Origin of the sequence: Salinibacterium sp. ZJ70, assembly GCF_011751865.2 — a bacterium.
Lineage (GTDB): Bacteria > Actinomycetota > Actinomycetes > Actinomycetales > Microbacteriaceae > Homoserinibacter.
In genome coordinates, this window is sequence record NZ_CP061770.1 from 1,090,180 (window position 1) to 1,115,432 (window position 25,253).

15 protein-coding genes are annotated in these 25,253 nt (G+C 68.8%); 14 read left to right on the top strand and 1 reads right to left on the bottom strand.

Translation table 11 applies throughout. From position 1 onward, the window contains the following. Nucleotides 1-83: 83 nt before the first annotated feature. The 10 genes from HCR12_RS05140 (at nt 84) to HCR12_RS05185 (ending at nt 18,791) form a co-directional block, all read left to right on the top strand. Nucleotides 84-488: a hypothetical protein gene (locus HCR12_RS05140; RefSeq protein ID WP_166869318.1), complete on the top strand. Its 405-nt coding sequence runs from the start codon at nt 84-86 to the stop codon at nt 486-488. Continuing rightward, complete coding sequence (locus tag HCR12_RS05145) at nt 485-3,241, top strand: vWA domain-containing protein (RefSeq protein ID WP_166869316.1); 2,757 nt, start codon at nt 485-487, stop codon at nt 3,239-3,241. The genes HCR12_RS05140 and HCR12_RS05145 overlap by 4 nt, the downstream gene beginning before the upstream one ends. Nucleotides 3,242-3,297: 56 nt before the next feature. Further along, nucleotides 3,298-6,705 (top strand): tubulin-like doman-containing protein, encoded by a 3,408-nt coding sequence (locus HCR12_RS05150; RefSeq protein ID WP_166869314.1) that lies wholly within the window; start codon nt 3,298-3,300, stop codon nt 6,703-6,705. Nucleotide 6,706: 1 nt separating this feature from the next. Beyond that, on the top strand, nt 6,707-9,841 hold the full coding sequence (locus tag HCR12_RS05155) for a hypothetical protein (RefSeq protein ID WP_166869312.1): 3,135 nt from the start codon (nt 6,707-6,709) through the stop codon (nt 9,839-9,841). Next, nucleotides 9,841-10,659, top strand: a complete 819-nt coding sequence (locus HCR12_RS05160; RefSeq protein ID WP_166869310.1) for an HNH endonuclease family protein — start codon at nt 9,841-9,843, stop codon at nt 10,657-10,659. The genes HCR12_RS05155 and HCR12_RS05160 overlap by 1 nt, the downstream gene beginning before the upstream one ends. A gap of 86 nt (nt 10,660-10,745) precedes the next feature. Continuing rightward, on the top strand, nt 10,746-14,210 hold the full coding sequence (locus HCR12_RS05165; protein ID WP_166869307.1) for a TM0106 family RecB-like putative nuclease: 3,465 nt from the start codon (nt 10,746-10,748) through the stop codon (nt 14,208-14,210). 432 nt (nt 14,211-14,642) lie between these two features. After that, nucleotides 14,643-16,118: a protein kinase domain-containing protein gene (locus HCR12_RS05170; RefSeq protein WP_167051362.1), complete on the top strand. Its 1,476-nt coding sequence runs from the start codon at nt 14,643-14,645 to the stop codon at nt 16,116-16,118. A gap of 46 nt (nt 16,119-16,164) precedes the next feature. Then, entirely contained in the window at nt 16,165-17,232 is a 1,068-nt protein-coding gene (locus HCR12_RS05175) for an LLM class flavin-dependent oxidoreductase (protein ID WP_166869303.1), read from the top strand. Nucleotides 17,233-17,274: 42 nt separating this feature from the next. Beyond that, nucleotides 17,275-18,069 carry an alpha/beta fold hydrolase gene (locus HCR12_RS05180; RefSeq protein WP_166869301.1) on the top strand — a complete coding sequence of 265 codons (795 nt, stop codon included), beginning with the start codon at nt 17,275-17,277 and terminating at the stop codon, nt 18,067-18,069. Next, nucleotides 18,066-18,791 carry an esterase/lipase family protein gene (locus HCR12_RS05185; protein ID WP_166869299.1) on the top strand — a complete coding sequence of 242 codons (726 nt, stop codon included), beginning with the start codon at nt 18,066-18,068 and terminating at the stop codon, nt 18,789-18,791. The genes HCR12_RS05180 and HCR12_RS05185 overlap by 4 nt, the downstream gene beginning before the upstream one ends. 9 nt (nt 18,792-18,800) lie before the next feature. Here HCR12_RS05185 and HCR12_RS05190 read toward each other — a convergent pair whose 3' ends face one another. After that, nucleotides 18,801-19,820 (bottom strand): LacI family DNA-binding transcriptional regulator, encoded by a 1,020-nt coding sequence (locus HCR12_RS05190; protein ID WP_166869297.1) that lies wholly within the window; start codon nt 19,818-19,820, stop codon nt 18,801-18,803. Nucleotides 19,821-20,010: 190 nt separating this feature from the next. Between HCR12_RS05190 and HCR12_RS05195 the strand changes: the two genes are divergently transcribed. From HCR12_RS05195 to HCR12_RS05210, 4 genes are read left to right on the top strand one after another with little or no spacing between them, the layout of a single operon-like run. Beyond that, nucleotides 20,011-22,029 (top strand): beta-galactosidase, encoded by a 2,019-nt coding sequence (locus HCR12_RS05195; protein ID WP_166869295.1) that lies wholly within the window; start codon nt 20,011-20,013, stop codon nt 22,027-22,029. After that, complete coding sequence (locus HCR12_RS05200; protein WP_166869293.1) at nt 22,026-22,928, top strand: carbohydrate ABC transporter permease; 903 nt, start codon at nt 22,026-22,028, stop codon at nt 22,926-22,928. The genes HCR12_RS05195 and HCR12_RS05200 overlap by 4 nt, the downstream gene beginning before the upstream one ends. After that, nucleotides 22,928-23,794, top strand: a complete 867-nt coding sequence (locus HCR12_RS05205; RefSeq protein WP_208320419.1) for a carbohydrate ABC transporter permease — start codon at nt 22,928-22,930, stop codon at nt 23,792-23,794. The genes HCR12_RS05200 and HCR12_RS05205 overlap by 1 nt, the downstream gene beginning before the upstream one ends. Before the next feature lie 58 nt (nt 23,795-23,852). After that, nucleotides 23,853-25,178 carry an ABC transporter substrate-binding protein gene (locus tag HCR12_RS05210; RefSeq protein ID WP_166869291.1) on the top strand — a complete coding sequence of 442 codons (1,326 nt, stop codon included), beginning with the start codon at nt 23,853-23,855 and terminating at the stop codon, nt 25,176-25,178. The last annotated feature ends 75 nt before the right edge of the window (nt 25,179-25,253 follow it).

Below are 25,253 nucleotides of genomic sequence, written 5' to 3' on the forward strand. Positions count from 1 at the left end.
CGGTAAGTTGAGGCGCATCCCTGCGAGATGTGCCCGACACGCGCCCTGCTTTCCGGGGAAGCTGCTGACCCGAGACAGACCACATGAATTCGCTTACCGCGCCCCGCGTCGCCGCCCCGCGACGCAGCTCGCAGCCTGTTGCGAGCCACTGGCCACTCGTCATGGGTGCCGCCGGTCTCGCGAGCGGAATCGCACTCGCTGCGTGGACCGCGGCGACCGTCACGGAGCAGCCGTTCAGCGGCGAATTCCACCTCTGGGTGGCGGATGACAGCACACACGAACTGAGCATCGCGGGCTACCTGCTCACGCCCTTCGTCGTCATCGGCGCGCTCATCTGGGATCGGATCGGCCAGCGACTCGGTCTGCGCGACCGCAACTTCGGTCTCAAGCCCCGTTATACGCGCGCGCTCCAGGGGATGGCGATGTGCGCCATGGTTGTGGGTGCCTGGCACATCTACAACATCGCCTACCTCGCGGCGACCGCATGAACGCCCGCTCGCGCCTCGGGGGCGCTCTCGCCGTTCTCGCCGCTTTGTGCCTTCTCGGAGCGCCGCTCCCGGCCACTCCGGCACAGGCCGCCGCGGCGAGCGGAGGCATCCTCTCGCCCACGGGGCAACGGGGCGTCGACGATCTGCGCGCGTGCCTGTCGCAGCCGGATGCGAGCCTCGACGTCTTCTACCTGGTCGACAGCTCCGGCAGCCTGAGCGACACCGACCGCGACAAGGTCCGTGCCGACCTGCTCGCCAACAGCCTTCGGCAACTCGCGAGCGTGCCGAACGTGAGCGTTCGCTACGCCGTCGGCTTCTTCGCTGATCGCTACGCCGAGGGCCAGGCCTGGCGCGCAGTCGAGCCGGATCGGATCGACGAGCACGTCGCCTCCATCGACATGCTCATCCGCACGAAACGCACCGACGGTTCCACCGACTGGCTTCGCGGTCTGCAGGCGGCCCAGCAGAGCCTCGCCTCGCAGCGTCAGGGTGACACCGCGCGGTGCCAGGCACTCATCTGGTTCACCGACGGCGGGCTCAACGTCTCATACAGCGACGCTGCCTCCGCCGACGCGTTCGGACAGCTGTGCGGGGCCGATGGATCCGACGGTCTGCTCGCGGAGCTGCGCCGCACGGATGTCTCGGTCTTCGGTGTGCGCTATGCCGACCCGCACTACAACGACAAGTGGGGGGCCTACGCGCCGAACATGAAGCCCCTCGTCGAAGGCAAGGCGGGCGGGGACAGCGGGTGCGGCGGCGCCGAGCACGAGGGCGAGAATCGCGGCATCTACCTGGAGGCGACGAGCGTCGACTCTCTCGCGACCGTTTTCATGAGCCTCGGTGAGGCTGTCAAGGGCGGGCGCCAGTCGGATTTCGCGGCCGACGGCAGCTTCCACGTCGTGCCAGGCATCGCGTCGTTCTCGATCATCACCACCGATCCGAACTGGAGCATCACCTCACCCGCCGGAGCCTCGTTCACCCCGCAGAGCCCCGGCAGTTTCACCATCGAGTCCGCGGGCGCAGCCAACCGCATCACGTCGCCGGCGATCGCCCGTGCGGATCACGGGGTGTGGCGATGGGGTGGCTCGCTCGCCGCGGCCGACCTCTTCTACCGCAGCGCCCTCAGCATCGACTTCCCCCAGCCGTCGAGTCCGCTCGTCGCAGGCGGGGACGAACCAGCAGAACTCACCCTGCGCGTCGCGTGGACCGGGGAGGGTGACGTCACTCTCGACGACTTCACCTTCGATGCGCTCACCGTCTCCGCTCGACTGCCGTCGCGCATGGTCACCCTCGACGCCGAGCGTGTCGGCGACGGCCACGAATTCGTCGTCATCTACGACGTGACCGAGGTCACCGACTTCATCGAGTTCACGGCGACCCTCGGTGGCGTCGCCACCGCCGAACGCGGCATCGAGGTCGCCGACGTATCGGCGCGGATGACGACACCGGTCTCTGCGCGCGAGCAGATGCCTTCGGCGACGATCGAGAACCCTTCCGTGCCGCTCAGTGGCGACGACGATGTGCTGACCGCCACGATCGTGGTGTCCGCCCCCTCTGACGGGGTGACGACAGGCGAAGTCTGCTTCCCGGGGTCCGATAGCGGTGAGCAGAACGCCGACGGCACCTGGGCGTGGAAGTGGGAGTTCGTCGAGCACGATGGCTCGTGCGTCACCGTCGGGCCCGGGGAATCGGAGAAGCTCGAGATCGTCATGACGACGGATGCTGCGGCGAATCGCGAGATCCGCACGCACATCCCGGTCACCTACGCCGGGGCGGGCGACACCCTCGCGGGCGAACTCGATCTCACCTTCCAGATCGAGAAGCCCGCCAACATCGCTGTCTTCCTCGCGACCCTCATCGGCCTGCTGGTGGCGGGACTCCTCCTGCCGCTGCTGCTCCTGTGGCTGTTCAACTTGCTGTTCACGAAGGTCAACGTGGGCAAGCAGCTGCTGCGCGCGTCGATCGCCATCCGCATCGCCCCCGACGGCACCATCACGGACGCTGAGGGTGCGCCGCTCACTGCTCGCGCTTGGGGCCTGAACGACTTCGTCTTCCAACAGGGTGGCGCGGATGCGCGTCGCGTCGAGGTCGACGGCCTGGGCGTGGTGAACGCGCGTGTACCTGCCCAGCCCTTCGCGAACCCGTGGTACGAGCTGACGCCACCCGCTGGCCGCGTGCTGGTGGGCCCCGCAGGTGCGATGCCCACGTCGCGTCGGGCAGCTGCGGCCCGCGGCGAGCTGCTCGGCGTTCCAGGCGACCTTGGGCGGCTGTGGGGGATTGCGCTCCCCGCGGATGCCGCGCGGCGACGCTCTGACGAGCCGATCTCGGCCCGGCTCATCGCGTACCTTCGCGCCGAGCACACCGACCCAGCGCTGTTCTTGAGTCGCATCGCAGGCATCGTGAACGACAAGTCGATTGCGCGGCAGCTGAGCTCGATCCGAGAGGCGGGGGAGTCCGCGGAGTCCTCGCGCGCCCCGCGTGCATCGCGCGGCGGCGCGACAGCCTCCAACGATGCCGGCGAGCCCCCTCGTCGCGCTGGAGCCGCGCCGTCCGATCCGAGCGAACCGCCGCGCCGTACCGCGGGATCGGGCCTCACGGCGGAGCCGCCGCGCCGCGGAGAGCCGTCTCCCCGCACCGGCGAGCCGCCCCGTCGATCCGGTCCCGTTGGAGCCGCTGGCCCCGGGGCACCTCCACCTCGTCTCGCGTCGCCCCCGGGCGGCAGCGAGCCTCCGCCACCTCGGCGACCCCGGTGATCCGGGGAGCCCGTCCATCCTGACCCAGCCAGCCTGAAGCCCGAAGAGGTACCCACATGTTGCGACCGTTTCTCATCGTCGGAGTCGGCGGGTCCGGCGGAAAGACCCTCCGTGGTCTCCGCCACGCGCTCGAGCTGCGTCTGGAGCAGGCGGGATGGGATCGCGGCATCCCCGCCGCCTGGCAGCTGCTCCACTTCGACACGCCGATACGGCAGGATGGTGCAGAGTATGTGATGCCGTTCCTTCCGGCGACCGACTACAAGGGCCTTGTCGCAGCGAACTCCTCATACGAGAACGTGCACGCGGCGATTGTGGGCCGCGGACTCGGCGGCGAAGTCCAGAACGAGATCACCCGCATGCTGCCCGATCCGCAGCGTGTGCGCGTCCCTCTCGCGAAGGGCGCTGGGCAGTTCCGCGCGGTTGGCCGAGCGGTCGTCGTGTCGAAGCTCGATGAGGTCGCGCGTGCGGCGAAGGACGCGATCGATCGCATGCGGGATTCGTCGGCTGTCGGCGAACTCGAGCTCCTGGGCGAACTGCTGGGTGCTCGCAAAGAGGGAGGCGCGCATCCCGAACCGACGGTCATCATCGTGTCCTCGGTCGCAGGCGGATCAGGCGCCGGGCAGTATCTCGACGTCATCGAGGCGGTCAAGTCGACAGTGCGCAGCGAGCCATGGGCGCACCAGTTCTATTCGCTGCTCTACGCGCCCGACGTGTTCGACCAGATCAAGGGTGGAGCTGGCATCGCGAGCAACGCTCTCGCCACGATCGCCGAGACAATGAGCGGCTTCTGGACGAAGAATCCCTCGAAGGCGACGCTTGAGCTGTACCGCAGCAAGGGCATCAGCGTCGAGGCGGGAAGTGCGCGGGCCCGGGTGGGCGCAGAGTATCCCTTCATCATCGGCCGCCAGAACTCGAAGGTCGCGTTCGATAACCAGGGCGACGTGTACTCGGCGATCTCCACGAGCATGACGGCGTGGATGACAGACGACAAGGTGCAGGGCGACCTGGACGCCTACGTCGCCACCAACTGGAATGTGAACGTCGCCGCAAACGCGCTCGCCGACCATTCGCGCCTCAGATCAGCTGCTGACCAGGCTCCCGCGTTCGCCTCGCTCGGCTTCGGCCGCATCACGCTCGGGCGCGAGAAGTTCCTCGATTACGCCTCCGAGCGCTTCGCACGCTCGGTGCTCGACCGCGCCCTCTACGCGCACACGGAGGAGGACCCACGTCTCGAGCAGCGCACCGAGCGTGAGTGGATCGAGTACCGCGCCGACCAGGCGCTCGGCGCCTTCATCCGAGACCTCCGTCTCGACGAGGAGATGGAGGGCCACGACGACGTCATCAACCAGCTTCGGCCGGACGACGCACGAACCCTCCTCAAGTCTGAGTTCCGCCAGGCTGTGCGAGACAGCTGTGTGCATGGGCTCGACGCGAAGACGGGCGGGCTGAGCGAGAGCGACTGGTACTACCGGCTGACGAACGCGCGCACGACGCTCGTTCCCGATTTCCTCGCGCGCGACACGAGCGAGGTCGACCTGCTCGTCACGGCGTGGACGAAGACCGCGCCCGCGCACATCATCGACACCGTCGAGCGCTATATCGCGCGTCAAGGGCTTCCCGTGGTGGTCGAACTGCTCGAGCGGCTCTCGCGCGCCCTCGACGCGGCGTCGTCGAACCTTCTCAACGAGGCCCAGGGCTACCGCGGGTGGATCACGCGCGTTGCCAGTCGTATCAGCGAGGCTCTCGGATCGGCGGCCAATAAGGACTCCATCCGCCCCGAGCAGGATGCGTTCGAGACGGCGCTCAACGACGTCGAGGACTCGTTCGAGTGGGAGGCCGAGGCCAACCTCCGCGAGGTCGGATCCCGACTCGTGGTGGAGCTCCGCAGTGAGTTCATCGTCCCGCTCAAGGAGCACCTTGCCTCCGCGCACCGGGCGCTGCTCATGCGCGTGACCGAGCGCGTGCAGGATGACGGACGCGAGAACGAGTACCCGAACTGGCCGCACCGTACGTCCACGTCGGTGCCGCGCAAGTACGAACCCGCGCCGAACGAGCGCCTGCTCGTCAAGCACACCGAATACCCCGCGGAATTCCAGCGGCTCGTCGAGCAGACCTTCGGGCGCCGCAAGTTCGACGAGGCGGTGCTGGATGCCGTCACCGACCTCATCTGCGGACCGCGCCCGAACGAGGGGGTCGCGAACCAGAACCTGTGGTCGTTCATCGAGGTGCGCCGCGACTGGAAGCCGGCAACCACCGGTAACCTGCAGCAGCTGTCCTCGATCGTGGAGCGGCCTATGTTCGCGGTCGCGGAGAAGACCGAGATCTACCAGCAGCGTGCCCACCACTGGATGCTGCGCTCGGGCTTCCCCTTCGAGTCGTACATCACTGAGACGCTCGACAAGCACTTCGATGCGCAGACGGTCGCGCCCCACGAACTCAAGGCCCGCAAGGACGCCTACCGCGAGGGTCTCGCGGCGGCGCTCGGGGCGAGCGAGCCTCTGGTCAAACTCAATCCGTCGCTGCTCTCAGAGGTGCACGCAAAGTCGATCGGCGAGGGCAACGCCCCGCTCTTCAGCGCCATTCCGTTCTCCGATGGCTCGGACATGTACGAGCTCACCAAGGCGGCTCTCGTCTCGGCGGGAGTCTGGAACGACAACACGTCCAAGCGCTGGTTCAAGGACGCGAAGGTCGACAGCATCGAGATCTTTACGCCCGCGGCCTTCCCGTTCCAGCCGATGGTGATGGACTCGGTCATGGCGCCCATCGCGCGCGGCTGGCTCACCGATTCGGCGACCGTTGACACGCGTGCGGCATTCTGGCAGTGGAAACGCGGGCGCCTGCTCAAGGAAGCAGCACCCGCCGATCCGGACGTCTTCGACTCGATGCTCCGCGGCTGGTATGTCGCGAAGGCTCTCGGGCAACTCACGCAGGGCGAGGGAGACGACCGCGGTCCGCGGCTCGGGATCTGGAGCGCCGAGCACCGGACCGAGGTGTCGTTCCCGTTCCCGCTTCTGTACGCCGGGAACGGACGCATCGAATGGTACGACTACCCCGGAGTCGTGATGGAGTCCCTCACGATCGCGGTCGCGCTGTGCAATGCGGAGAGCTCACTCGCGCCGCTGTACGCCTATCACGCACTGCTCGATCTCGGCGGCAAGCCCGGCGAGGTGAGCCCCGCGCTCGAGAGCTGGCTGCGCGACGGCAAGATGCCCGTGAACGCGCCCATGCCGAATGCGGAGCGCGCTGGAACTCCGACTGATTCGCTCGAGGCGCGTCAGAGCGCGTTGCGTGCTTTCTTCGTGGACGAGCTCGACAGCTTCACGAAGAACGTCATCATGCAGGATGTCGACACCTCCGTGTTCTCGTACCCCGTGTCGTGGGAGATCCGCGACGTCGTGGTGAGCGTGCTCGAGGAGCTGCGCTCCGCCACCGCGAGCGTCAAGCCGCCCATGAGCGGAATCTGAGATGTCGATGTGGCGCGACGGTGCGGTCAGCATCGTCCTCTTCTCGACCCGTCCTCAGGGGGAGGAGCTTCTGGCGCTCGTCCGCGAGTGGACACGACACGGGATAATCTCGCCCGCCGCATGGGTGTTCCCGGACGGCATCGTGGTGGGCGACGGTCCGCCACGGGTGACGGCGACGCTCATCGATGTCGACGATGAACGTGCGCTGATCGAGCAAGAGGTCGACCTGTTCGAGATGCTCGCGCTCGAGGAGATGTCGCGGGTGCGCGTGGTCAAGCTGCGCTCCCCGAGCGTCGATGCCGAGGCCGATGACCACCAGGACGACCTCTCGGATGTGGTGGCCCGCTACGTGGCGCTCTCGATGCCGCAGGTCAACCCGCTGGGCTCGGGTGATACGGATGCGATAGACCTCGACAAGATGAGCCTCATCTGCACCCCGACGCAGGTGCAGCTCGACGAGCGCCTGCGTGGCGCCGAGAACGACTCGAGCGTCGTCGTGGTGGCCTCTCCCGAGGATCGCGCGACGCCGAACGCGGGGGACGCCTTCGTGCGCGAGAACGAACGCTTCGGGGGCTTCGTGCTCATGCATCTCGCGACGCTCGCGGGGCTCTGGAAGGGGGCCCCCGTGGGCACCCTGGAGCTGTTCGATCGCGAGAGCTCGGCAACCCAGAGCATCTGGATGCAGCGCGTCTTCGTACGCGGAGTGCTCACGGGCGGGATCTCCCGCCGTGCGGCGGCGGATGTCCTCGGCAAACTGGTCGAGTACCGCGGCGCTGTCAGCGCAGCTGGCGTCACGGTCACGCCGGATGGCACCTCGGCGATCCCTGACAAGAGTGTGCCCCGCTACGTCGACTCCATGGTCGAAGCGGGTATGGATCTCGACGACTCGGCGCTCGCGTTCCGCCAGCCTGCTGTCGAGTCGGCGCCCACTCGCGCCGAGGTGGGCGTGTGGGAGCAACTGGGTCTGTTCCTGCGCTTCGCCGGAGGCAAGATCTCCCGGATGCCGCACTGGACGTCGACCTGGATCCACGATGCCTTCGCGCGCCGCGTGGGGCAGGAGCTGCAGGGCGAGGAAGGGCTTCGTCAGGTGCAGCTCCTGCTCGATCAGGATCCGGATTCCCACGACGCGCGTCTGCTGCTCGCGATGCAGCGTCTCCAGCGTCAGCGTCTCGAGCCGACGTTCGGTCGTTCGGCGCGTTCCCGCCCGGCGGTGCATTCCGCTCCGCGTCTGTGGTCGGGGCTGCGCAAGATCGTGTTCTCCGCGGTGGACGGCAGCTCCGGACCCGCGGGAGGGGGTTTCGCCGAGATCGACGGCCGGGCTCCGGTCTTCGACTCCCTGAGCCCCATTGCACCCGACCCTCGCACCGAGTGGCGGCACCCCGCCCCTCCGGATGGATTCCCGGAGCGGGTGACGTGGACGGATGTGCGCCACGATCGCACGATCGAGACCCGTCTCGCGGAGACGCGGGACGAGGCCGTCGCCGTGGCGGCGAACTGGCAGGCCGTCGCGACCGACGCCGAAGCCGAGCGCGTCGCCGCCGAGGCGGCGCGCGACGAGCTGCGTGGTCGTCTCGTGGATGCGGGGCTGATCAAGGTGCGCAGCGACGGGCGCGTCACACTCGTGAAGGCTCCGAAGGACGCAACCGCGGAGGTCGCCGCCGCCCACAAGGCATCCGCGGCCGATTGGCCCCGTGCGAACGACCGATGCCGCACGGCGGCGCGCGAGGCTGAGAAGTCGGCAGAGCAGTTCCAGATCGCGTCGGTGCGCGCGGAGTGGGAGCAGGGTGTTCTCGACTCGTTCCTCGAATGGGTGGAAGACCAGCGCTCGACGTTCGTGGCGCGTCTCGCCGACCGCATGGATGCCTCACGCGAGCACGCAGCGCGTGAGGTCGCGCGCGAGGAGTCCGGAGAGCTCGCACTGCCTGAGCCGCGCGAACTCGTGCGGCTGCGCAAGTCCTTCCATCTCGGCGCGGCGGTCACGACGTTCGTCGTCGCTGTCGCGACGGCGATCGTCATCGCGCTCCGATTCCCGAACAGCGATGAGGCGCGCCAGGCGATCGATGAGCTCGTCGCGGAGGGTCGGTACCCGGAATGGTGGGTCGCTCTGCTCATGGCCGCAGGGATCTGGCTGGTTGTGATCCTGCTGCTGCTCACCCGCTACTACCGCGGCTGGTCGACGTTCTCGAACCGCGTGCGACTCGCGGAGCACGTGGCGCACACACGCGGCGCGCGACTCGATGCGCTGCGAGGCGAGCTCGAGCGACTCGAGTCGATCCATCAGCAGGCCGACGAGTGGATCGACCTCATCACGGCTGCTCTGTATGACCCGTGGGAGGTCCCCGCGGAGTGGACCGAGGGTGCCGGCTCGGGTCTGAATCCCGACGTCATGCCCTTCGCGATGTCCATCGGCGAAGCGGTGGAGGGTGTCGGCACGGGAGCGGACCGGATCACACGCGACGCCGCCGAGGAGATCGTGCGCCGCGGATGGCGCGACGCAGCGTTTCGCGAGTTGCTGAACGAGATCGCAGACCGTCTGGGTCTGGATCGCTCAGAGCTCGATCCCGACGCGCTTGACGCGGATGTGCCGGACGCCCCCAACAACTCCCGCAGCCTGGTGCGGCAGTACATGGGGAAGCGGGATGTGCTCGAAGCTGTCGCGGCCCGCGAGCTCGCGGCGATTGCTGACGGGCTCCAGGAGGACGTGCAGGCGGGGGAGCGCATCTCCGTGGCACCTCTGCGCCGCGCCGACCCGATGTCGGCTTTCCAGCGCACCCGCACGGCGGAGTCGACGCGGGGGTGGAGCGACTTCCTGCTCGAGCCGGTGTCGGCAAGCCCTGTGGCTCCGCCGCCGCTGAGCGCGCTCGCGATCTCGACGCACCGCGTGCAGCAGGCGCACCACCAGGATGTCGCCTCCTATGTGGTGGGCCCGGAGCCGGTGGTCGACCAGCCGATCGTGGCGTCGCGACCGGGGCTGGTGAGCCGCGCGCTGCCGTCGGATTCGGGTACGGGCTTCGATGTGCTGGTCCGTGTGGATGTTGTGGGTCCCGTTCCTCTCGACGCGGTGCATGCGCTCGGAGGGGGAAGGTCGGGTTACGCGACCCCTGTGTCTGAGGTGTCACCTAACCTGGGCATCTGATGTCGAGAAGTTTCCGCGCCCTGCCCCCGCTCGCATCCCTCGGGATTCCGCTTGCCATCCTGCTCATCGCGCTGGGGTTGCACTTCGGAGGCGAGATTCCGGGCGCGGCGAGCGGGGGGCTCACAGCGCCCACTGTGTCGCCGCGTCCCGACACGGTCCCCAGCGAGACGCCCGAGCCGCGGCCGTCCGCAACGCTCCTCCCGGATCCGCCCGCACCCGAGCCGACGGTCGCGCCCGCCGAATCGGCAGCGCCCTCCGCCCCCGCTCCACACCCCGCCCTCGCGACCCTCGCCACTGTCCCCACCGCCACCTCCGCGGCGCTCTGGTACGAGCGCAGCGCCTTCGGGAATGGGTGGGGCGACCCCGATCGCAACGGGTGCGACGCCCGCAACGATGTGCTCGCGCGCGACCTGATCGATGTGGCCTTCCGGCCGGGCACCCGGGACTGCGTCGTCGCATCCGGCACGCTGCACGATCCGTACACGGGATCCACGATCCATTTCGTGCGCGGCAACGAGACCTCGCAGGCGGTGCAGATCGACCATGTCGTCCCGCTCGCGTGGGCGTGGCGGTACGGGGCCTCGGCGTGGAGCGCCGACGAGCGCGAGCGCTTCCACAGCGACCAGCTGAATCTGCTCGCGGTCGACGGCCCCACCAATATGCAGAAATCCGATGCGGGTCCCGCGCGCTGGATGCCGCCGAATGCCGCCCACCACTGCGCGTACGCCGAGCAGTTCGTGAACGTCGTCGCCACCTACGGTCTCGCGATGCCCGACGATGACCGTGGGGTGCTCGAGGCGGTTCTCGCCCGCTGCTGAGCCGCGCACCTGCTGATCCGCTCCCGGATGTCGGTGCCGGGCGCTAGCGTCGAGACCACGCGAGCTGATCGGAGCACCCACCACCCATGTTCATCCTCGGCGATGCGATCGTCACGAGCCCGAGCGATCTCAAGCTGCTGTCCGACTGTGAGTTCGCGTTCGCGCGCGTGCTCGACAAGCGCCTCGGTCGCCTCGAATCGGTGCCGCTCGATGACGACCCCATGCTGAAGCTCGCGGGGGCGCTCGGCGACGCCCACGAGGCGACGCAGCTGGAGGCCTACCGCGCGCAGTTCGGTGCGGATGCGGTGGTCGAGTTCGAACGGCCCTCGCCCCCGACGCTCGAGAACATCCGCGACGCCGCCACGGCGACCGTCGAGGCGCTCGCGAGCGGAGCGCCGATCGTCTTCCAGGCGACCTTCTTCGACGAGACCGACCCCGAGTTCCCCACCATCGGCTATGCCGACTTCCTCGTGCGGCAGGCCGACGGCACCTATCGCGTCCAGGACACCAAGCTCGCGCGATCCGTCAAGGTCACGGCGCTGCTGCAGCTCGCCGCCTACCACCAGCACCTCGTGCGGCTCGGCATCCCCGTCGACGACACCGTCGAGCTGCTGCTCGGCGACGGCACGGTCGCCGCCCACGATGTGCGCGACATCGTGCCCGTGCACACCGTGCGGATGGAGCGCCTGCGCCACGTGATCGAGCAGCGGCGCGCCGCCGCCGGGCCCGCGCAGTGGGGCGATGACGACCTCGCGATCGACGGCCGCTGCGTGCACTGCGCCGAGCAGGTGGCCCTGCACGACGACCTGCTGCAGGTGGCTGGCATGCGGCTCACTCAGCGCGCCAAACTGCGCGCGGCGGGCATCACGACGATGACCCAGCTCGCGGCGACGCAGACGCGCCCGGAGGGGTGCGACGTCCCCGAGCGCACCTACCGGGCCCTCAGCCAGCAGGCTCGCCTGCAGCTGCACGCCCACGACGGCCCGCTGCCGCCCGTCGACGTGATCGCGCCCGAGGCGATCGCGGCCTTGCCCGCCCCGAACCCCGGCGACCTCTTCTTCGACTTCGAAGGCGACCCGCTGTGGAGCATCCAGAGGGGTGAGCGCACCGAGTGGGGCCTCGACTACCTGTTCGGCATGGTCGACACGAGCGAGACCTTCACCGCGCTCTGGGCGCACGACCTGGACGCCGAGCGGCAGGCGCTGCGCGACTTCATCGCCCTCGTGAGCGCCACACGCGCCGCGCACCCCGGCATGCACATCTACCACTACGCCTCGTACGAGCGCACCCACCTGCTGAGCATCGCGGCACGCCACGGCGAGTTCGAGCACGAGGTCGACCAGCTGCTGCGCGACAACGTGCTCGTCGACCTCTACCCGGTGGTGCGGCGCATGCTGCGCGTCGGCGTTCCGTCGTATTCGATCAAGAAGCTCGAGCCGCTGTACATGGGCGATGAGCTGCGCGACGACGAAGGCGTCACGAACGCCGTCGGATCCGTCGTGCAGTACCGCTATGCCGCCGAGCTCATGCAGCTGGGGCAGACGGATGAGGCGCAGCGCGAGCTCGACGCCATCGCCGACTACAACCGCTACGACTGCGTCTCGACGCATCGCCTGCGTGACTGGATGCTCTCTCTCGCCGCCGAGCGGGGCATCCATCCGGGGCAGGGCGACGACGTGCCCGTGCAGCTCGCGCCGTTCGACGAGAACCCCCTCGCCGATGTGCTCGTCGGCCACGCGCGTGACGCCGACGAGCGCGGGGATGCCCTCGACGCTGAGGCGTTCCGGCTCACCGCCGCGGCCCTCGACTACCACCGCCGCGAGGCGAAGGCGTTCTGGTGGGAGCATTTCGCACGGCTCTCGGAGCCTGTCGATGAGTGGATCGATCAGCGCGGGGTGTTCCAAATCGAGCGCATCGAGGTGACACGTGACTGGCAGCAGGCGCGCACCCGCTGGAGCCGCGAGCTCGTGCTGCACGGCACATGGGCGCCCGGCAGCGGTTCGGCGCCCGACCGCGGCGACGCGTATCTCGTGTACGACCACCCGACGCCCTACACGGGTCTCGGTCGTGCACCCGGTTCGCGGCTCGACGTCGCTGCGCAGTTCCTCGAACAGGACGGCCGCGACACGGCCGTGCGGGTCACCGAGTTCTGCCCCGGTTCGCAGGAGCCGTGGGAGGCGTCGCCCCTCGCCCTCACCCCCGGCCCCCCGCCGCGCGGTGGCAGCGTCGAGACCGCGATCGCCGGCTTCGCCTCGCGCGCGTCGACGGGGGAGTGGCCCGACCGCGCCGAGTCGGATCTGCTGCGCGTGCGACCGCCCGCGGCATCCGGATCCCCGCTCGCCGAGATGGAGGCTCCGGATGCGGCGGTGCCCGCCGTCGTGAGCTCGCTGCTCGCACGCGACCGCGGCTACTTCGCCGTGCAGGGCCCGCCCGGAACCGGCAAGACGTATGTGGCCGCGAATGTCATCCGCACGCTCGTCGCCGAGCACGGCTGGCGCGTCGGGGTGACCGCACAGTCGCACAAGGTCGTCGAGCATGTGCTCGATGGGGTGGTGCGGGCTGGCCTCGACGGCTCGCTCGTGGGCAAAGCGGTGCAGACGGGCAAGCAGCCCGGCTCCTACGCTGACAGCCGCTTCACCGAGATCGCCAAGGATCGGCACGCGTCGTTCGCCGCCGACCGAGACGCTTCCGGCTATGTCATCGGCGGCACCGCGTGGGACATGACCAACACCAAGCGCATCGCCGCCGATCAGCTCGACCTTCTCGTGATCGACGAGGCAGGGCAGTTCTCGCTCGCGAACACGATCGGGGTCGCCTCCGCCGCGAAGCGCGTGCTGCTGCTCGGCGACCCGCAGCAGCTTCCCCAGGTGAGCCAGGGCATCCATCCGGCCCCCGTCGACGGCGCGGCCCTCGGCCACATCGGTGCCGGCCACGATGTGCTGCCGGCCGAGTTCGGCTACTTCCTGCCGCAGAGCCGCCGCATGCATCCCGCTCTCAGTGCAGTCGTCTCACGCCTCAGCTACGAGGGCGAGCTGAGTTCGCACCCCACGGCGGCGGCGCGCCACCTCGACGGTGTCGAGCCGGGTCTGCACGCCGTGCCCGTGCACCACGATGGCGACGCGACGTCGTCGATCGACGAGGCGCACGCCGTGCTCGAGCTCGCGCGCGAGCTCATCGGCCTGCCGTGGACCGACGGCGAGCGGCGTCCGCTCGCCCCGAACGACCTCATCGTGGTGACGCCGTACAACGCGCAGGTGGAGCTCGTGCGCGACACCCTCGACGCCGCGGGGCTCTCGGATGTGCGGGTCGGCACGGTCGACAAGTTCCAGGGGCAGGAAGCGGTCGTCTCGATCGTGACGCTCGCCGCCTCGTCCGCCGAGGATGTGCCGCGCGGCATCGAGTTCCTGCTCTCGCGCAACCGCCTCAACGTCGCGATCTCGCGCGCGCAGTGGGCGTCGTACCTGGTGCATTCGCCGCGGCTCGTCGATCACCTGCCTGCCAAGCCCGACGGCTTCGCGCTGCTCAGCCGGTTCATCGAGCTCGTGCGCTGAGACACGCTCCGAGCCGCGTGGCATGCCCGCGGGCCGTCGTCGCGTGACGCCATCACGGGCCAGTTGGCGCGCGGTATCCCGAACCGTGTGCGCACGATACTCTTGAGGTTGGGCGCATTGCGCCTATTCCCGCCCAGAGCTGGGCGACCGGGGGGTTCCGTTCGGAAGCTGCCAGGCGCGGAGACGGCGAGTTCGTCACCCTCTGGCACCCGTCAGGCTGCCGCGCTCGCGTCACGCGACGCGGCAGCGGACGCCGTCGATGAGCTCTGCGCTGGCCCGCCTGCGCGAGCCTGAATCCTTCGGAAAACCGACGGCACGCCCAGCGGGCGCGCCGTCTCGCATGCCCTGGGTGATGTGACCAATTCGAGGGTAGACGAATCCTTCGGATTCACGGCCTTTGCGGGTAGCATCCGGAGAAGAGAAGAGGCACGAATGGATCGTCCATACGGATCGTATGCGGACGTTCTGCTCAAGGGTAGATATCGTCCGGGGAGCGTCATCGGCCGCGGGGGCATGGCGAAGGTCTACCGCGCGCGCGATGAGCAGCTGGGGCGCGACGTCGCGCTCAAGCTCTTCGGTGCGATCGCCTCCTCGACGACCTCGTCGCCCGTCTTCGACGCCGAGCTGCGGGTGCTCGCGTCGCTCAATCACCACGGCATCGTCACGCTGCTCGACGCCGGGATCGACGACTCGGTTCCCGAGGAGCCGCACCCGTTCCTCATCATGGAGCTCGTCACGGGTCCGAATCTCGAGCAGGCGATCGCCGCCGGGGAGCTGACCTCGCGCGCGATCGCCGAGATCGGCTACGACCTCTCGGAGGCGCTGCACTATGTGCACGGTCGCGGTGTCGTCCACCGCGATCTCAAACCCAGCAACGTGCTGCTCGTCGAGTACGGCGACGTCGGACTGCGCACGCGCGCCCGGCTCACCGACTTCGGCATCGCCTTCGACACGGCAGCTGCACTCGGGCCCGAAGAGACCAACACCACGGGCACGGCGGCGTACCTCAGCCCCGAGCAGGTGCTGCGCGACCTCGTGGGCCCCGCCTCCGACGTGTACGCCCTCGGCCTGCTGCTGCTCGAGTGCTTCACGCGGCACATCGAGTACCCCGGCGACCCGGCGACCTCGGCGGTGGCGCGTCTCAAGTCCGACCCTGTGATCCCGGGGGAGCTCACCGATTCCTGGCGGAGTCTCCTGGGCGGCATGCTGCAGCGTGATCCCGCGCAGCGTCCCCCCACCCGCGATGTGATGCTCGCGCTGCGGCAGATCATCATCGAGGATGCGGGGCGTCACCGTTCGCGTCCGGCGCCGCTCCCCGCCGAGGAGTCCGCGCGCATGAACGCGGTGCATCGCTATCTTCCGTACGCGCAGGCGAGCAACGAGGTGTTCGAGCGCGTCGCCAACCTCGCACGGCACGTCACGGATGCGCCCGTCGGGATCGTGAGCATCGTCGAGCACGACGACATCCGCTTCCTCGCGCATCCGGGCACCGAGCTCGCAGGGCTGCTGCGCGACGAGAGCCTGTGCGCGGGCGTCATCGCCGAGGATGCGCCGTGGGTGGTGGACAACTGCGTGATCGACGCACGTGCCGCCGAGAACGAGCTGGTCACGGGAGATTTCGGGATGCGGTTCTACGCCGGTGTGCCGATTCGCTCGCCCGAGGGGCACAACATCGGCGTGCTCTCGGTTCTCGACTTCCAGCCGCGGACGCTGACCGACGCGCAGGTGGATTCGCTGCAGGATCTCGCGGCGCTGGTCGCCGATGAGCTGGAGCTCAAGCTCGCGGCCAACCGCGTGCGCAGCGAGCTCAACCTCGCACCGAGCGATCCCGTCCGTCCCGGAGACCCCGTCGCGCGGCACGCCGAGACGTCGGAATCGGGCGCGCTCTCTCTGCCCCGCGCCGTCTGACGATTCGCGGGGAATAGGCCGAGAGTTCATGCGGTTGCATGAACACATGACTCTCGAATTCGGACTCGACACCTTCGGCGACGTGACCGTCGACCTCGACGGAACGCGCGTGAGCGACGCCCAGGTGATCCGCAACACCGTCGAACAGGGCGTGCTCGCCGACCGCGTCGGCGTCGATGTTTTCGGGGTCGGGGAGCACCACCGCGACGACTTCGCGGTGTCGGCTCCCGAGATGCTCCTCGCCGCCATCGCCGCCCGCACCGAGCGCATCACGCTCACGACCGCGGTGACCGTGCTCTCCTCCGACGACCCGGTGCGCGTCTTCGAGCGCTTCTCGACGCTGCACGCGATCTCGAACGGCCGCGCCGAGATCACGCTCGGCCGCGGCTCCTTCACCGAGTCGTTCCCGCTGTTCGGCTTCGACCTGCGCGACTACGAGGTGCTGTTCGAGGAGAAGATCGATCTGCTCGCCCAGCTGCTGCGGGAGGAGCCCGTCTCCTGGCAGGGCTCGACGCGGGCACCCCTCGTCGACGCTGACGTTCACCCCAAGACCGACGGCGGCCCGCTGCGCACCTGGGTGGGAGTGGGTGGTTCGCCGGAGTCGGTGGTGCGGGCAGCGCACTACGGATTCCCCCTCGCGCTCGCGATCATCGGCGGAGACCCGGCGCGCTTCGCACCGTTCGTCGACCTCTATCACCGTGCGCTCGCGCAGATGGGCAAGCCCACGCTTCCGGTGGGCGTGCACTCGCCGGGATTCATCGCCGACACCGACGCCGAGGCGCGCGAGCTCGCCTGGCCGCACTACCGCAAGATGGCCGATCGAATCGGAGCCGAGCGCGGCTGGCCGCCCGCCACACGGGACTCGTTCGAGCACGAGATCGACCACGGATCGCAGTACATCGGTTCGCCTGAGACGGTCGCGCAGCGCATCGCGCGTACCGTCCAGACGCTCGGCGTGCAGCGTTTCGATCTCAAGTACGCATTCGGCACCCTGCCGCACGAGCACCTCATGCACGAGATCGAGCTGTACGGCGAGGTGGTGATCCCGCGCGTTCGCGAACTGCTCGCCGAGAGCGCGCACGCGGGCGCGGCGGCCCAGCCGCAGCACGACTGAGGCACTCTCGCGGTTCACGCGACGCACGCATAGGCTCGGTTCATGCCCGCGCGCGAATACGTCCGTCGATTCCGCGGCACGCGCTATGTGAGCGTGCGGCAGCGCCACGGGCGCTTCACGCTCGCGGTCACCGAGATCGGCGCGCGTCGCGCCGGGCAGCCGGCGTTCGTGCTGGTGCACGGCATCGGGGTGTCGTCGCGGATGTTCCTGCCCCTCACGCTGCGGCTCGCGCGGGAGGGCAGCGTTCACCTCGTGGATCTCCCTGGCTACGGTTTCGCGCCGGATCCGAAGACGCACGTGAGCCTCGACGACCACGTGGAGGTCGTCGCCGCTCTCGTGCGCGACGCGGGTCTCGACCCGGTTGTGCTCATCGGCCACTCGATGGGCGCGCAGGTGGTCACGGCCGTGGGGGAGCGCTATCCCGACTTGGTCGACCGGATCGTGCTCATCGCACCCACGATCGAACCCGAGCGGCGCACCGCGTCGCGCGCTGTCGTGAGTCTGCTGCGCGACAGTCTGCGCGAGCCGTTCGTCGTGAGCTGGATCGCGTTCACCGACTACCTCTTCCGGTGCGGTCTGCCGTACCTCATCCGCCAGTTCCCCGTGCTGCTGGATGACGCCCTCGAGGACCGCATCGCGCAGGTGTCGCACCCGATGCTCATCGTGCACGGCGAACGCGACGCGGTCGTGTCGCGCGCGTGGTGCGTCGAGCTCGCCGAACGCTCGGGTGCGCGGTTCGTCGAGGTTCCCGGCCCGCACTCGGTGATGTACTCCGACCCGGAGGTCATCGTCGCCGAGATCCTCGCGCTCGTCGCGGGTGCCGAGGAGCGGTCGTGACGACCCCGGTGGAGGGCCCCGACGCCGAAGCGCCCGCCGTCGTGCCGCGAGGACGGGTGCGCCACGTGGGCGCCATCGTGGGCGACCTGCCGAACGCGCTCCGATTCCGCACGCGTGCTCTCTCGTCCTGGCCGGTGCCGCCCGCGTTCGCGGAAGGCTCCCGTCGCCCCGTCGTGCTCATCCCGGGTGTGTACGAGCGCTGGCACTACCTGCGCCCGGTCGCGGATGCGCTGCACGCCGCGGGGCATCCGGTGCACGCGATCCTGCGACTCGGGCTCAACAGTCGGCCGGTCCCGTGGTCGGCGGGAGTGGTGTCGGCGCGCATCCGAGACCTCGACCTTCGGGATGCGGCGATCGTGGCGCACTCGAAAGGCGGACTCATCGGGAAGCACGTGATGGCGTTCGGGGATCCCGAGCGGCGTGTGGATCGGATGATCGCCGTGGCCACACCGTTCGGAGGATCGGCGCTGGCGGATCGCATGCCGGCGCCGTCGCTGCGCATCTTCAGTCCGTCGCATCCGGTGATCCGCAGGCTGGAGGCGGCGTCCCACGTGAACGAGCGGATCACCTCGATCGCACCCCGGTGGGATCCGCACATCCCCGGCGGCTCGCAGCTCGCCGGCGCGCGCAACATCACGCTCGATGTGATGGGGCACTTCCGGGTCCTCACCGATCCGCGTCTGCCGGCTCTCGTCGTGGATGAGGTCGCGCGCACACGCTGACGCGTCGCGTCAGGCGGAGTCGCGCCAGACGATCGGGGTCGGCAGCACGATGCCGGCTTCCGGATGGGCGGCTCCCGCGAGCTGTGCGAGCACGCTGCGCGCCGCTTCGGTGCCGAGGGCGCTCGCGGGCTGCGAGACGGTCGAGAGCAGCGGATCGGTGCGGGTCGCCCACGCGGAGTCGTCGAAGCCGACGATGCCGACGTCGCGGGGGATGCTGCGGCCCGCGGAGCGGAGGGCGTCGACGGCGCCCGCGGCGACCGAGTCGGCGGCGGCGAACACGCCGTCGATGTCGGGGTGGCGCTCGAGGAGGGCGCGCATGCCGGCGACGCCGGCCGAGTACGAGTACAGCGGCACCTCTTCGACGAGCGAGGCGTCGAAGCGGTCGCCGAGGGCCTCGCGGAAGCCCGAGAGGCGATCCGATCCTGAATCGCGGTCGAGCGCGGCGGCGATCATGCCGATGCGGCGTCGACCGGTGTCGCGCAGACGCTCGACGATGGAGCGCGCGGCGCCGAAGTTGTCGATGCCCACCCACGGCGCGTCGATGCCGGGCGGATGGCCGACGAACGCGACGGGCAGCGAGAGTCGCTGCACGGCGATGCCGATGGGGTCGTGGTCGCGCGCGGAGACGATGATCGCGCCGTCGACGAACCCGCCGCTCAGGTACCGGGCGACGCGCTCGGTGTCGCGTTCGGTGTCGACCACGAGGCACACCATCTGGTAGTCCGACTCGGAGAGCGCGGTGTTGGCGCCGAGCATGATGTTGCCGATGTTGGGGTCTTCGAGGAACAGCGAGTGCGGCTCGTGCACGATGAATCCCACCGCCTGAGTGCGCTGCATGACGAGGTTGCGCGCGGCCGTGTTCGGCACATAGCCGACCTCGAGGATCGCGGCCTCGATGGCTTCGCGGGCCTCACGGGAGACGTACATCCGGCCGTTGAGCAGGCGGCTCACGGTGCCCCGCGAGACCCCGGCGACACGGGCGACGTCGTGGACGGTCGCGCGGCGCACGGGAAGGGGTGAGGAAGCCATGCTCATCAGGATATCCACGGGTTCGGTTTGACACGTTCGCCACGACGTGCCTAGTGTGTGCACGTTCACACATTCTCCTACCCTTTCTCGGTCATGGGTGTGTGTGCACGTGCACAGGGTGCCCCCAGCATCACGTCCCCCCACAGCACTACCCGCAGCGCCACCGCAACGGAGCGAGGAGATTCACGCCATGCAGTCCACGTCGAAGATCGAGACCCACGAGGTCTTCACGACGACGGGCGTGCTCCTCGGCTGCGACTACAACCCCGAGCAGTGGGACCGCGACGTGTGGCGCGAGGACGTCGCCCTCATGAGCGAACTCGGCATCGGCATCGTCGCGATCAACATCTTCGGCTGGGCGAGCGTGAACCCCGCCGAGGGCGTGTGGGACTTCGAGAGCCTCGACGCCATCATCGAGCTGCTGCACGAGAACGGCATCCGCCTCAACCTCGGCACGGGAACCGCGTCCCCCGCCCCGTGGCTCACCGCCAAGCACCCCGAGCTGCTTCCCGTCGCAGACGACGGCACCACACGGTTCCCGGGAGGCCGCCAGGCGTGGTGCCCGAGCTCGCCGGTCTTCCGCGAGCACGCGCTCGAACTGGCCGGTCGCATCGCCGAGCGCTACGGATCGCACCCTGCGCTCGCGCTCTGGCACGTCTCCAACGAGCTCGGCTGCCACAACGTGCACTGCCACTGCGAGACCAGCACCCGTGCGTTCCGCGACTGGCTGAAGGCCCGCTACGGCACCGTCGAGGCGCTCAACGACGCCTGGGGCACGAGCTTCTGGAGCCAGCGCTACAGCGACTTCGAGCAGATCCTCACGCCCATGCGCAACCTCTCGTTCCGCAACCCCGGTCAGGCGCTCGACTTCCGCCGGTTCAGCTCCGACGAACTCCTCGACTACTACCGTGCCGAGCGCGCCGTCATCCGTCAGCACAGCGACAAGCCTGTGACGACCAACTTCATGGTCACCGCCCACATCCGCGGTATGGACTACTGGACGTGGGCGCCCGAGATGGATGTCATCGCGAACGACCACTACCTCGACCACCGCCTGCCGTTCCCGAACGCCGAGCTGTCGTTCTCCGCGGATGCGACTCGCGGCCTCGCGCAGGGCGAGCCCTGGTTCCTCATGGAGACCGCGCCGAGCGCCGTCAACTGGCAGCCGCACAACATCGCGCGCCCGACAGGCGGTCTGCTGCGCAGCATCGCCACCCACGTGGCGCGCGGTGCCGATGCGATCTGCTTCTTCCAGTGGCGTGCGTCCGTTCAGGGCAGCGAGAAGTTCCACTCCGCCCTCGTGCCGCACGCGGGCACCGACTCGCGCCACTGGCGCGAGGTGAGCGAGATGGCGCGCGTGCTCGGCGCGCTCGGCGAGGTCGTCGGCACCCGCACCCAGGCGGATGTCGCTCTCGTCTTCAGCTGGGAGTCGTGGTGGGCGGCAGACGGTGAGCCGCGCCCGAGCACGGACGTCCACTACCTCGAGCAGGTGCACGCGGCGTACATCGCGCTGCGCGCCTCCGGCGTGACGGTCGACATCCTCGCCCCCGGCGCCTCGCTCGAGGGCTACCGCCTCGCGGTCATCCCGATGCTGCACATCCTCGCCGACGCGGATGCGGCGGCCATCGAGCAGTTCGTCGCCGCGGGCGGCACCGCGCTCGTCACCTACCTCTCGGGCGTCGTCGATGCTCAGGATCGCGTCGAACTCGGAGGTTACCCCGGTAAGCTCCGCGAGGTGCTCGGCCTGCTGGTCGAGGAGTTCGCGCCCGTCCTCCCCGGAACGACGCTGACCCTCGGCTCCGGTGCCGCGGCGTCGACCTGGGCGGAGCTCGTGACCCCGCGCGGAGCCGACGTCATCGACACCTTCGCCGACGGCCCCGTCGCCGGCGAGCCCGCCCTGACCCGTCACACCTACGGCGAGGGCGAGGCCTGGTACCTCGCGACGACGCCGTCGGATGGCGACTACGCGGCCATCGTCGCGCGCATCGCGCGCGCCGCAGGCGCGACCATCATGCCCGGCGCAGGCAGGGATGTGGAGGTCGTGCGTCGCGCTGACGGCGACCGCAGCTTCCTCTTCGTCATCAACCACGGCATCGAGAGCATCGACGTTCCCACCGCGGGCGTCGAGCTCATCACCGGGGAGACCCTCACGACGCACACGACCGTTCCGGCTGGCGCCGTCCGCATCATCAAGGAGGTGCACGCATGACCAGAACCGCCGTCGCCACGACGGCGCGTCGTGGCCGCAAGAATCAGCACACCGGGGCGATCATCGCCCTGCTGACACCCTTCGGCATCGCGTTCGCGCTGTTCTACATCGCGCCGATCATCATCGCCGTCTGGCAGTCGATGCTCGTCGTCGAGCGTGAGGGAACGTTCGGCAAAGCCACGCAGGTGTTCGGCGGCTTCGCCCAGTACGCCCTCGTGTTCCAGAACGCCGAGTTCCTGGCCGCGATCGGCCGTGTGCTGCTGTTCGGGGTCGTGCAGGTTCCCGTCATGCTGGGGCTCGCGCTGCTGTTCGCGCTCCTGCTCGACTCGCCGCTCGTTCGCGGACGCCGCTTCTTCCGCCTCGCGTTCTTCGTGCCCTACGCCGTTCCCGGCGTCATCGCGGCGATCATGTGGGGCTTCATGTTCTCCCCGAACCTGTCGCCGTTCTCGGCGATCACGAAGAACGTCGACTTCCTCGGCGCTGACCTCATCCTCTGGTCGATCGCGAACGTCGTCACATGGGTGTTCGTGGGCTACAACATGCTCATCATCTACTCCTCGCTCCTGTCGATCCCGACGGAGATCTACGAGGCGGCCCGCATCGACGGCGCGAGCCAGTTCCGCATCGCCTGGTCGATCAAGATCCCGCTCGTGCGCCCCGCGATCACGATGACGGCGGTGTTCTCGATCATCGGAACGCTGCAGCTGCTGGCCGAGCCCCAGGTCATGAAGTCCTTCAGCTCGGCTGTCACCAGCACCTTCACCCCGAACATGACGGTCTTCGCGACCGCAGCCGTGCCCAACACGAGCCTCGCCGCCGCGCAGTCGGTCGTGCTCGCTCTGGCGACCTTCGTGCTGTCGTTCTTCTTCCTGCGCTTCGCGAACAAGAGGAGCATCTGATGTCGAAATCCGCCTCCCTCGCCTACAAGCAGGAGCCGCTTCTCTCGCGCGCCGCGGCGATGCTCATCATGGGCGTCTTCACGCTCTACTTCCTCGTCCCGATCTGGTGGCTGTTCGTCGCCTCCACGAAGGACAAGGGCGACATCCTCACCACAGCCCCGCTGTGGTTCGCCGACTTCAACTTCTTCGAGAACCTGGGTGCTCTCACCGAGTACCGCGGCGGCGTGTACTTCCAGTGGCTGCTCAACTCGGCCCTCTACGCGGGCCTCGGAGCGCTCGTCGCGACCGTGTTCGCGGGCATGGCGGGCTACGCGCTCTCCAAGTACCAGTTCCGCGGCCGCGACACGGTGTTCAACGTGATCCTGGGCGGCGTGCTCGTGCCGAGCACAGCTCTCGCCCTGCCGCTGTTCCTCATGTTCAGCCAGGTGGAGCTCACGAACACCTTCTGGGCCGTGTTCCTGCCCTCCATCGCGAGCCCCTTCGGCGTCTACCTGTCGCGCATCTTCGCCGCGCAGGCTGTTCCGGATGAGGTGCTCGAGGCGAGCCGTCTCGACGGCTCGGGGGAGCTGCGCACGTTCTTCACGATCGGATGGCGACTCATGCTTCCGGGCCTCGTGACCGTGTTCCTGTTCCAGTTCGTGACCATCTGGAACAACTTCTTCCTGCCGCTCATCATGCTGCGCAGCGAGGAGCTGTTCCCCGTCACGTTCGGCCTCTACGCCTGGAACACGCAGCTCAACCAGATTCCCGAGCTCCGCAGCTACGTGCTGATCGGCGCACTCATCTCGATCATCCCCCTGATCGTCATGTTCCTCTCACTTCAGCGCTTCTGGCGCAACGGCGTCGGTGCAGGCGCCATCAAGTGAGACACCCTGTCGTACAGCGACGCTGTGCGGCATCCCCACCAAGAAAGGAAAGACCGGAATGCAGCAACGCAAGGTAGCGGTCGGCGCGGTCGCTCTTGTCTCCACGCTCGTTCTCACCGGATGTGCCAGTGACACGGGTTCCAACGGCGAAGCAGCCGTCGACTGCTCGCCCGCCGGCGAGGCCGTCACGCTCGAGTTCACCTCGTGGATCCCGGGCATCGAGGAGGTCGTCGGCATCTGGAATGACGCGAACCCCGACATTCAGGTGAAGGTTCAGACGGGGCCCAACGGCAACGGCGGAACCTACAAGAACTTCTTCAACCAGCTCGCCGCCGGCGACGCGCCCGACCTCGGCCAGATCGAGTACGACGCGCTCCCGAACTTCGTCGTGCAGGACGGCCTCACCGACATCAGCGTGTGCGAGGACGTCGTCAAGGCCGAGTCCGAGTTCGTTCCGTGGACGTGGGGTCAGGTGACCCTCGGCGGCGGAGAAGCTGTCTACGGCGTCCCGCAGGATTCGGGCCCCATGGCGCTGTTCTACCGCGCCGACCTGTTCGAAGCGAACGGCATCGCCATTCCGACGACCTGGGACGAGTACAAGGAGGCCGCGAAGGCGGTGCGTGCAGCCGGCGGCTACATCACCAACTTCTCGACCGCTGACATCAACCAGTTCGCGGGCTTCGTGTGGCAGGCCGGCGGCTCGTGGTTCTCGAGCGAGGGCGACGCCTGGACCGTCGACCTGGCCGACGACGCGTCGGTCAAGGTCGCCGAGTACTGGCAGAGCATGATCGACGAGGACCTCGTCGCCACCTACCCGGCGTGGACCGACGAGTGGAACAACGCCTACAACTCGAGCACGGTCTGGTCCTGGACCTCGGCCGTGTGGGGTGCCAACTCCATCTCGAGCGGCGCTCCCGACACCGCTGGCAACTGGGCTGTCGCCCCGGCGCCGCAGTGGACCGAGGGCGCTGAGGAGGCCGGCAACTGGGGCGGCTCCTCGACCGCCGTCTTCACGGGCACGGATCACCTCTACGAGGCGACCAAGTTCGCGCTCTGGCTCAACACCTCCGAGGAGGCGCTGACCGCGCTCAACTCGCTCGCCAACCTGTACCCGGCGACGCTCGAGGGCATGCAGCTCCCCGCACTCAAGGAGGGCGTCGAGTTCTACGGCGGCCAGCCCATCTACGACGTGTTCGCCACCGCCGCTGAGCAGGTCAGCCCCGACTTCGTGTGGGGTCCGACCATGACCCAGACCTACGCGGACGTCTCGGACGGCTTCGGCAAGGCAGCGACCGGCTCGGGCACCCTGCTCGACGCGCTGGAGAAGGGCACCGCGAAGACCATCGCGGCGTTCAAGGCTCAGTCGATCCCGGTCAACGAGTAGTCAGGTCGATCAGCAAGACTCGCCCCGTGGACGTCACTCGACGTCCACGGGGCGCGTCGCGTCTCCACCCCCCCC

Excerpts from the sequence above, each read along its gene's own strand:
- HCR12_RS05140 (WP_166869318.1), top strand. The coding sequence starts at position 84 with ATGAATTCGCTTACCGCGCCCCGCGTCGCCGCCCCGCGACGCAGCTCG.
- HCR12_RS05145 (WP_166869316.1), top strand. The coding sequence starts at position 485 with ATGAACGCCCGCTCGCGCCTCGGGGGCGCTCTCGCCGTTCTCGCCGCT.
- HCR12_RS05150 (WP_166869314.1), top strand. The coding sequence starts at position 3,298 with ATGTTGCGACCGTTTCTCATCGTCGGAGTCGGCGGGTCCGGCGGAAAG.
- HCR12_RS05155 (WP_166869312.1), top strand. The coding sequence starts at position 6,707 with ATGTCGATGTGGCGCGACGGTGCGGTCAGCATCGTCCTCTTCTCGACC.
- HCR12_RS05160 (WP_166869310.1), top strand. The coding sequence starts at position 9,841 with ATGTCGAGAAGTTTCCGCGCCCTGCCCCCGCTCGCATCCCTCGGGATT.
- HCR12_RS05165 (WP_166869307.1), top strand. The coding sequence starts at position 10,746 with ATGTTCATCCTCGGCGATGCGATCGTCACGAGCCCGAGCGATCTCAAG.
- HCR12_RS05170 (WP_167051362.1), top strand. The coding sequence starts at position 14,643 with ATGGATCGTCCATACGGATCGTATGCGGACGTTCTGCTCAAGGGTAGA.
- HCR12_RS05175 (WP_166869303.1), top strand. The coding sequence starts at position 16,165 with ATGACTCTCGAATTCGGACTCGACACCTTCGGCGACGTGACCGTCGAC.
- HCR12_RS05180 (WP_166869301.1), top strand. The coding sequence starts at position 17,275 with ATGCCCGCGCGCGAATACGTCCGTCGATTCCGCGGCACGCGCTATGTG.
- HCR12_RS05190 (WP_166869297.1), bottom strand. The coding sequence starts at position 19,820 with ATGGCTTCCTCACCCCTTCCCGTGCGCCGCGCGACCGTCCACGACGTC.
- HCR12_RS05195 (WP_166869295.1), top strand. The coding sequence starts at position 20,011 with ATGCAGTCCACGTCGAAGATCGAGACCCACGAGGTCTTCACGACGACG.
- HCR12_RS05200 (WP_166869293.1), top strand. The coding sequence starts at position 22,026 with ATGACCAGAACCGCCGTCGCCACGACGGCGCGTCGTGGCCGCAAGAAT.
- HCR12_RS05205 (WP_208320419.1), top strand. The coding sequence starts at position 22,928 with ATGTCGAAATCCGCCTCCCTCGCCTACAAGCAGGAGCCGCTTCTCTCG.
- HCR12_RS05210 (WP_166869291.1), top strand. The coding sequence starts at position 23,853 with ATGCAGCAACGCAAGGTAGCGGTCGGCGCGGTCGCTCTTGTCTCCACG.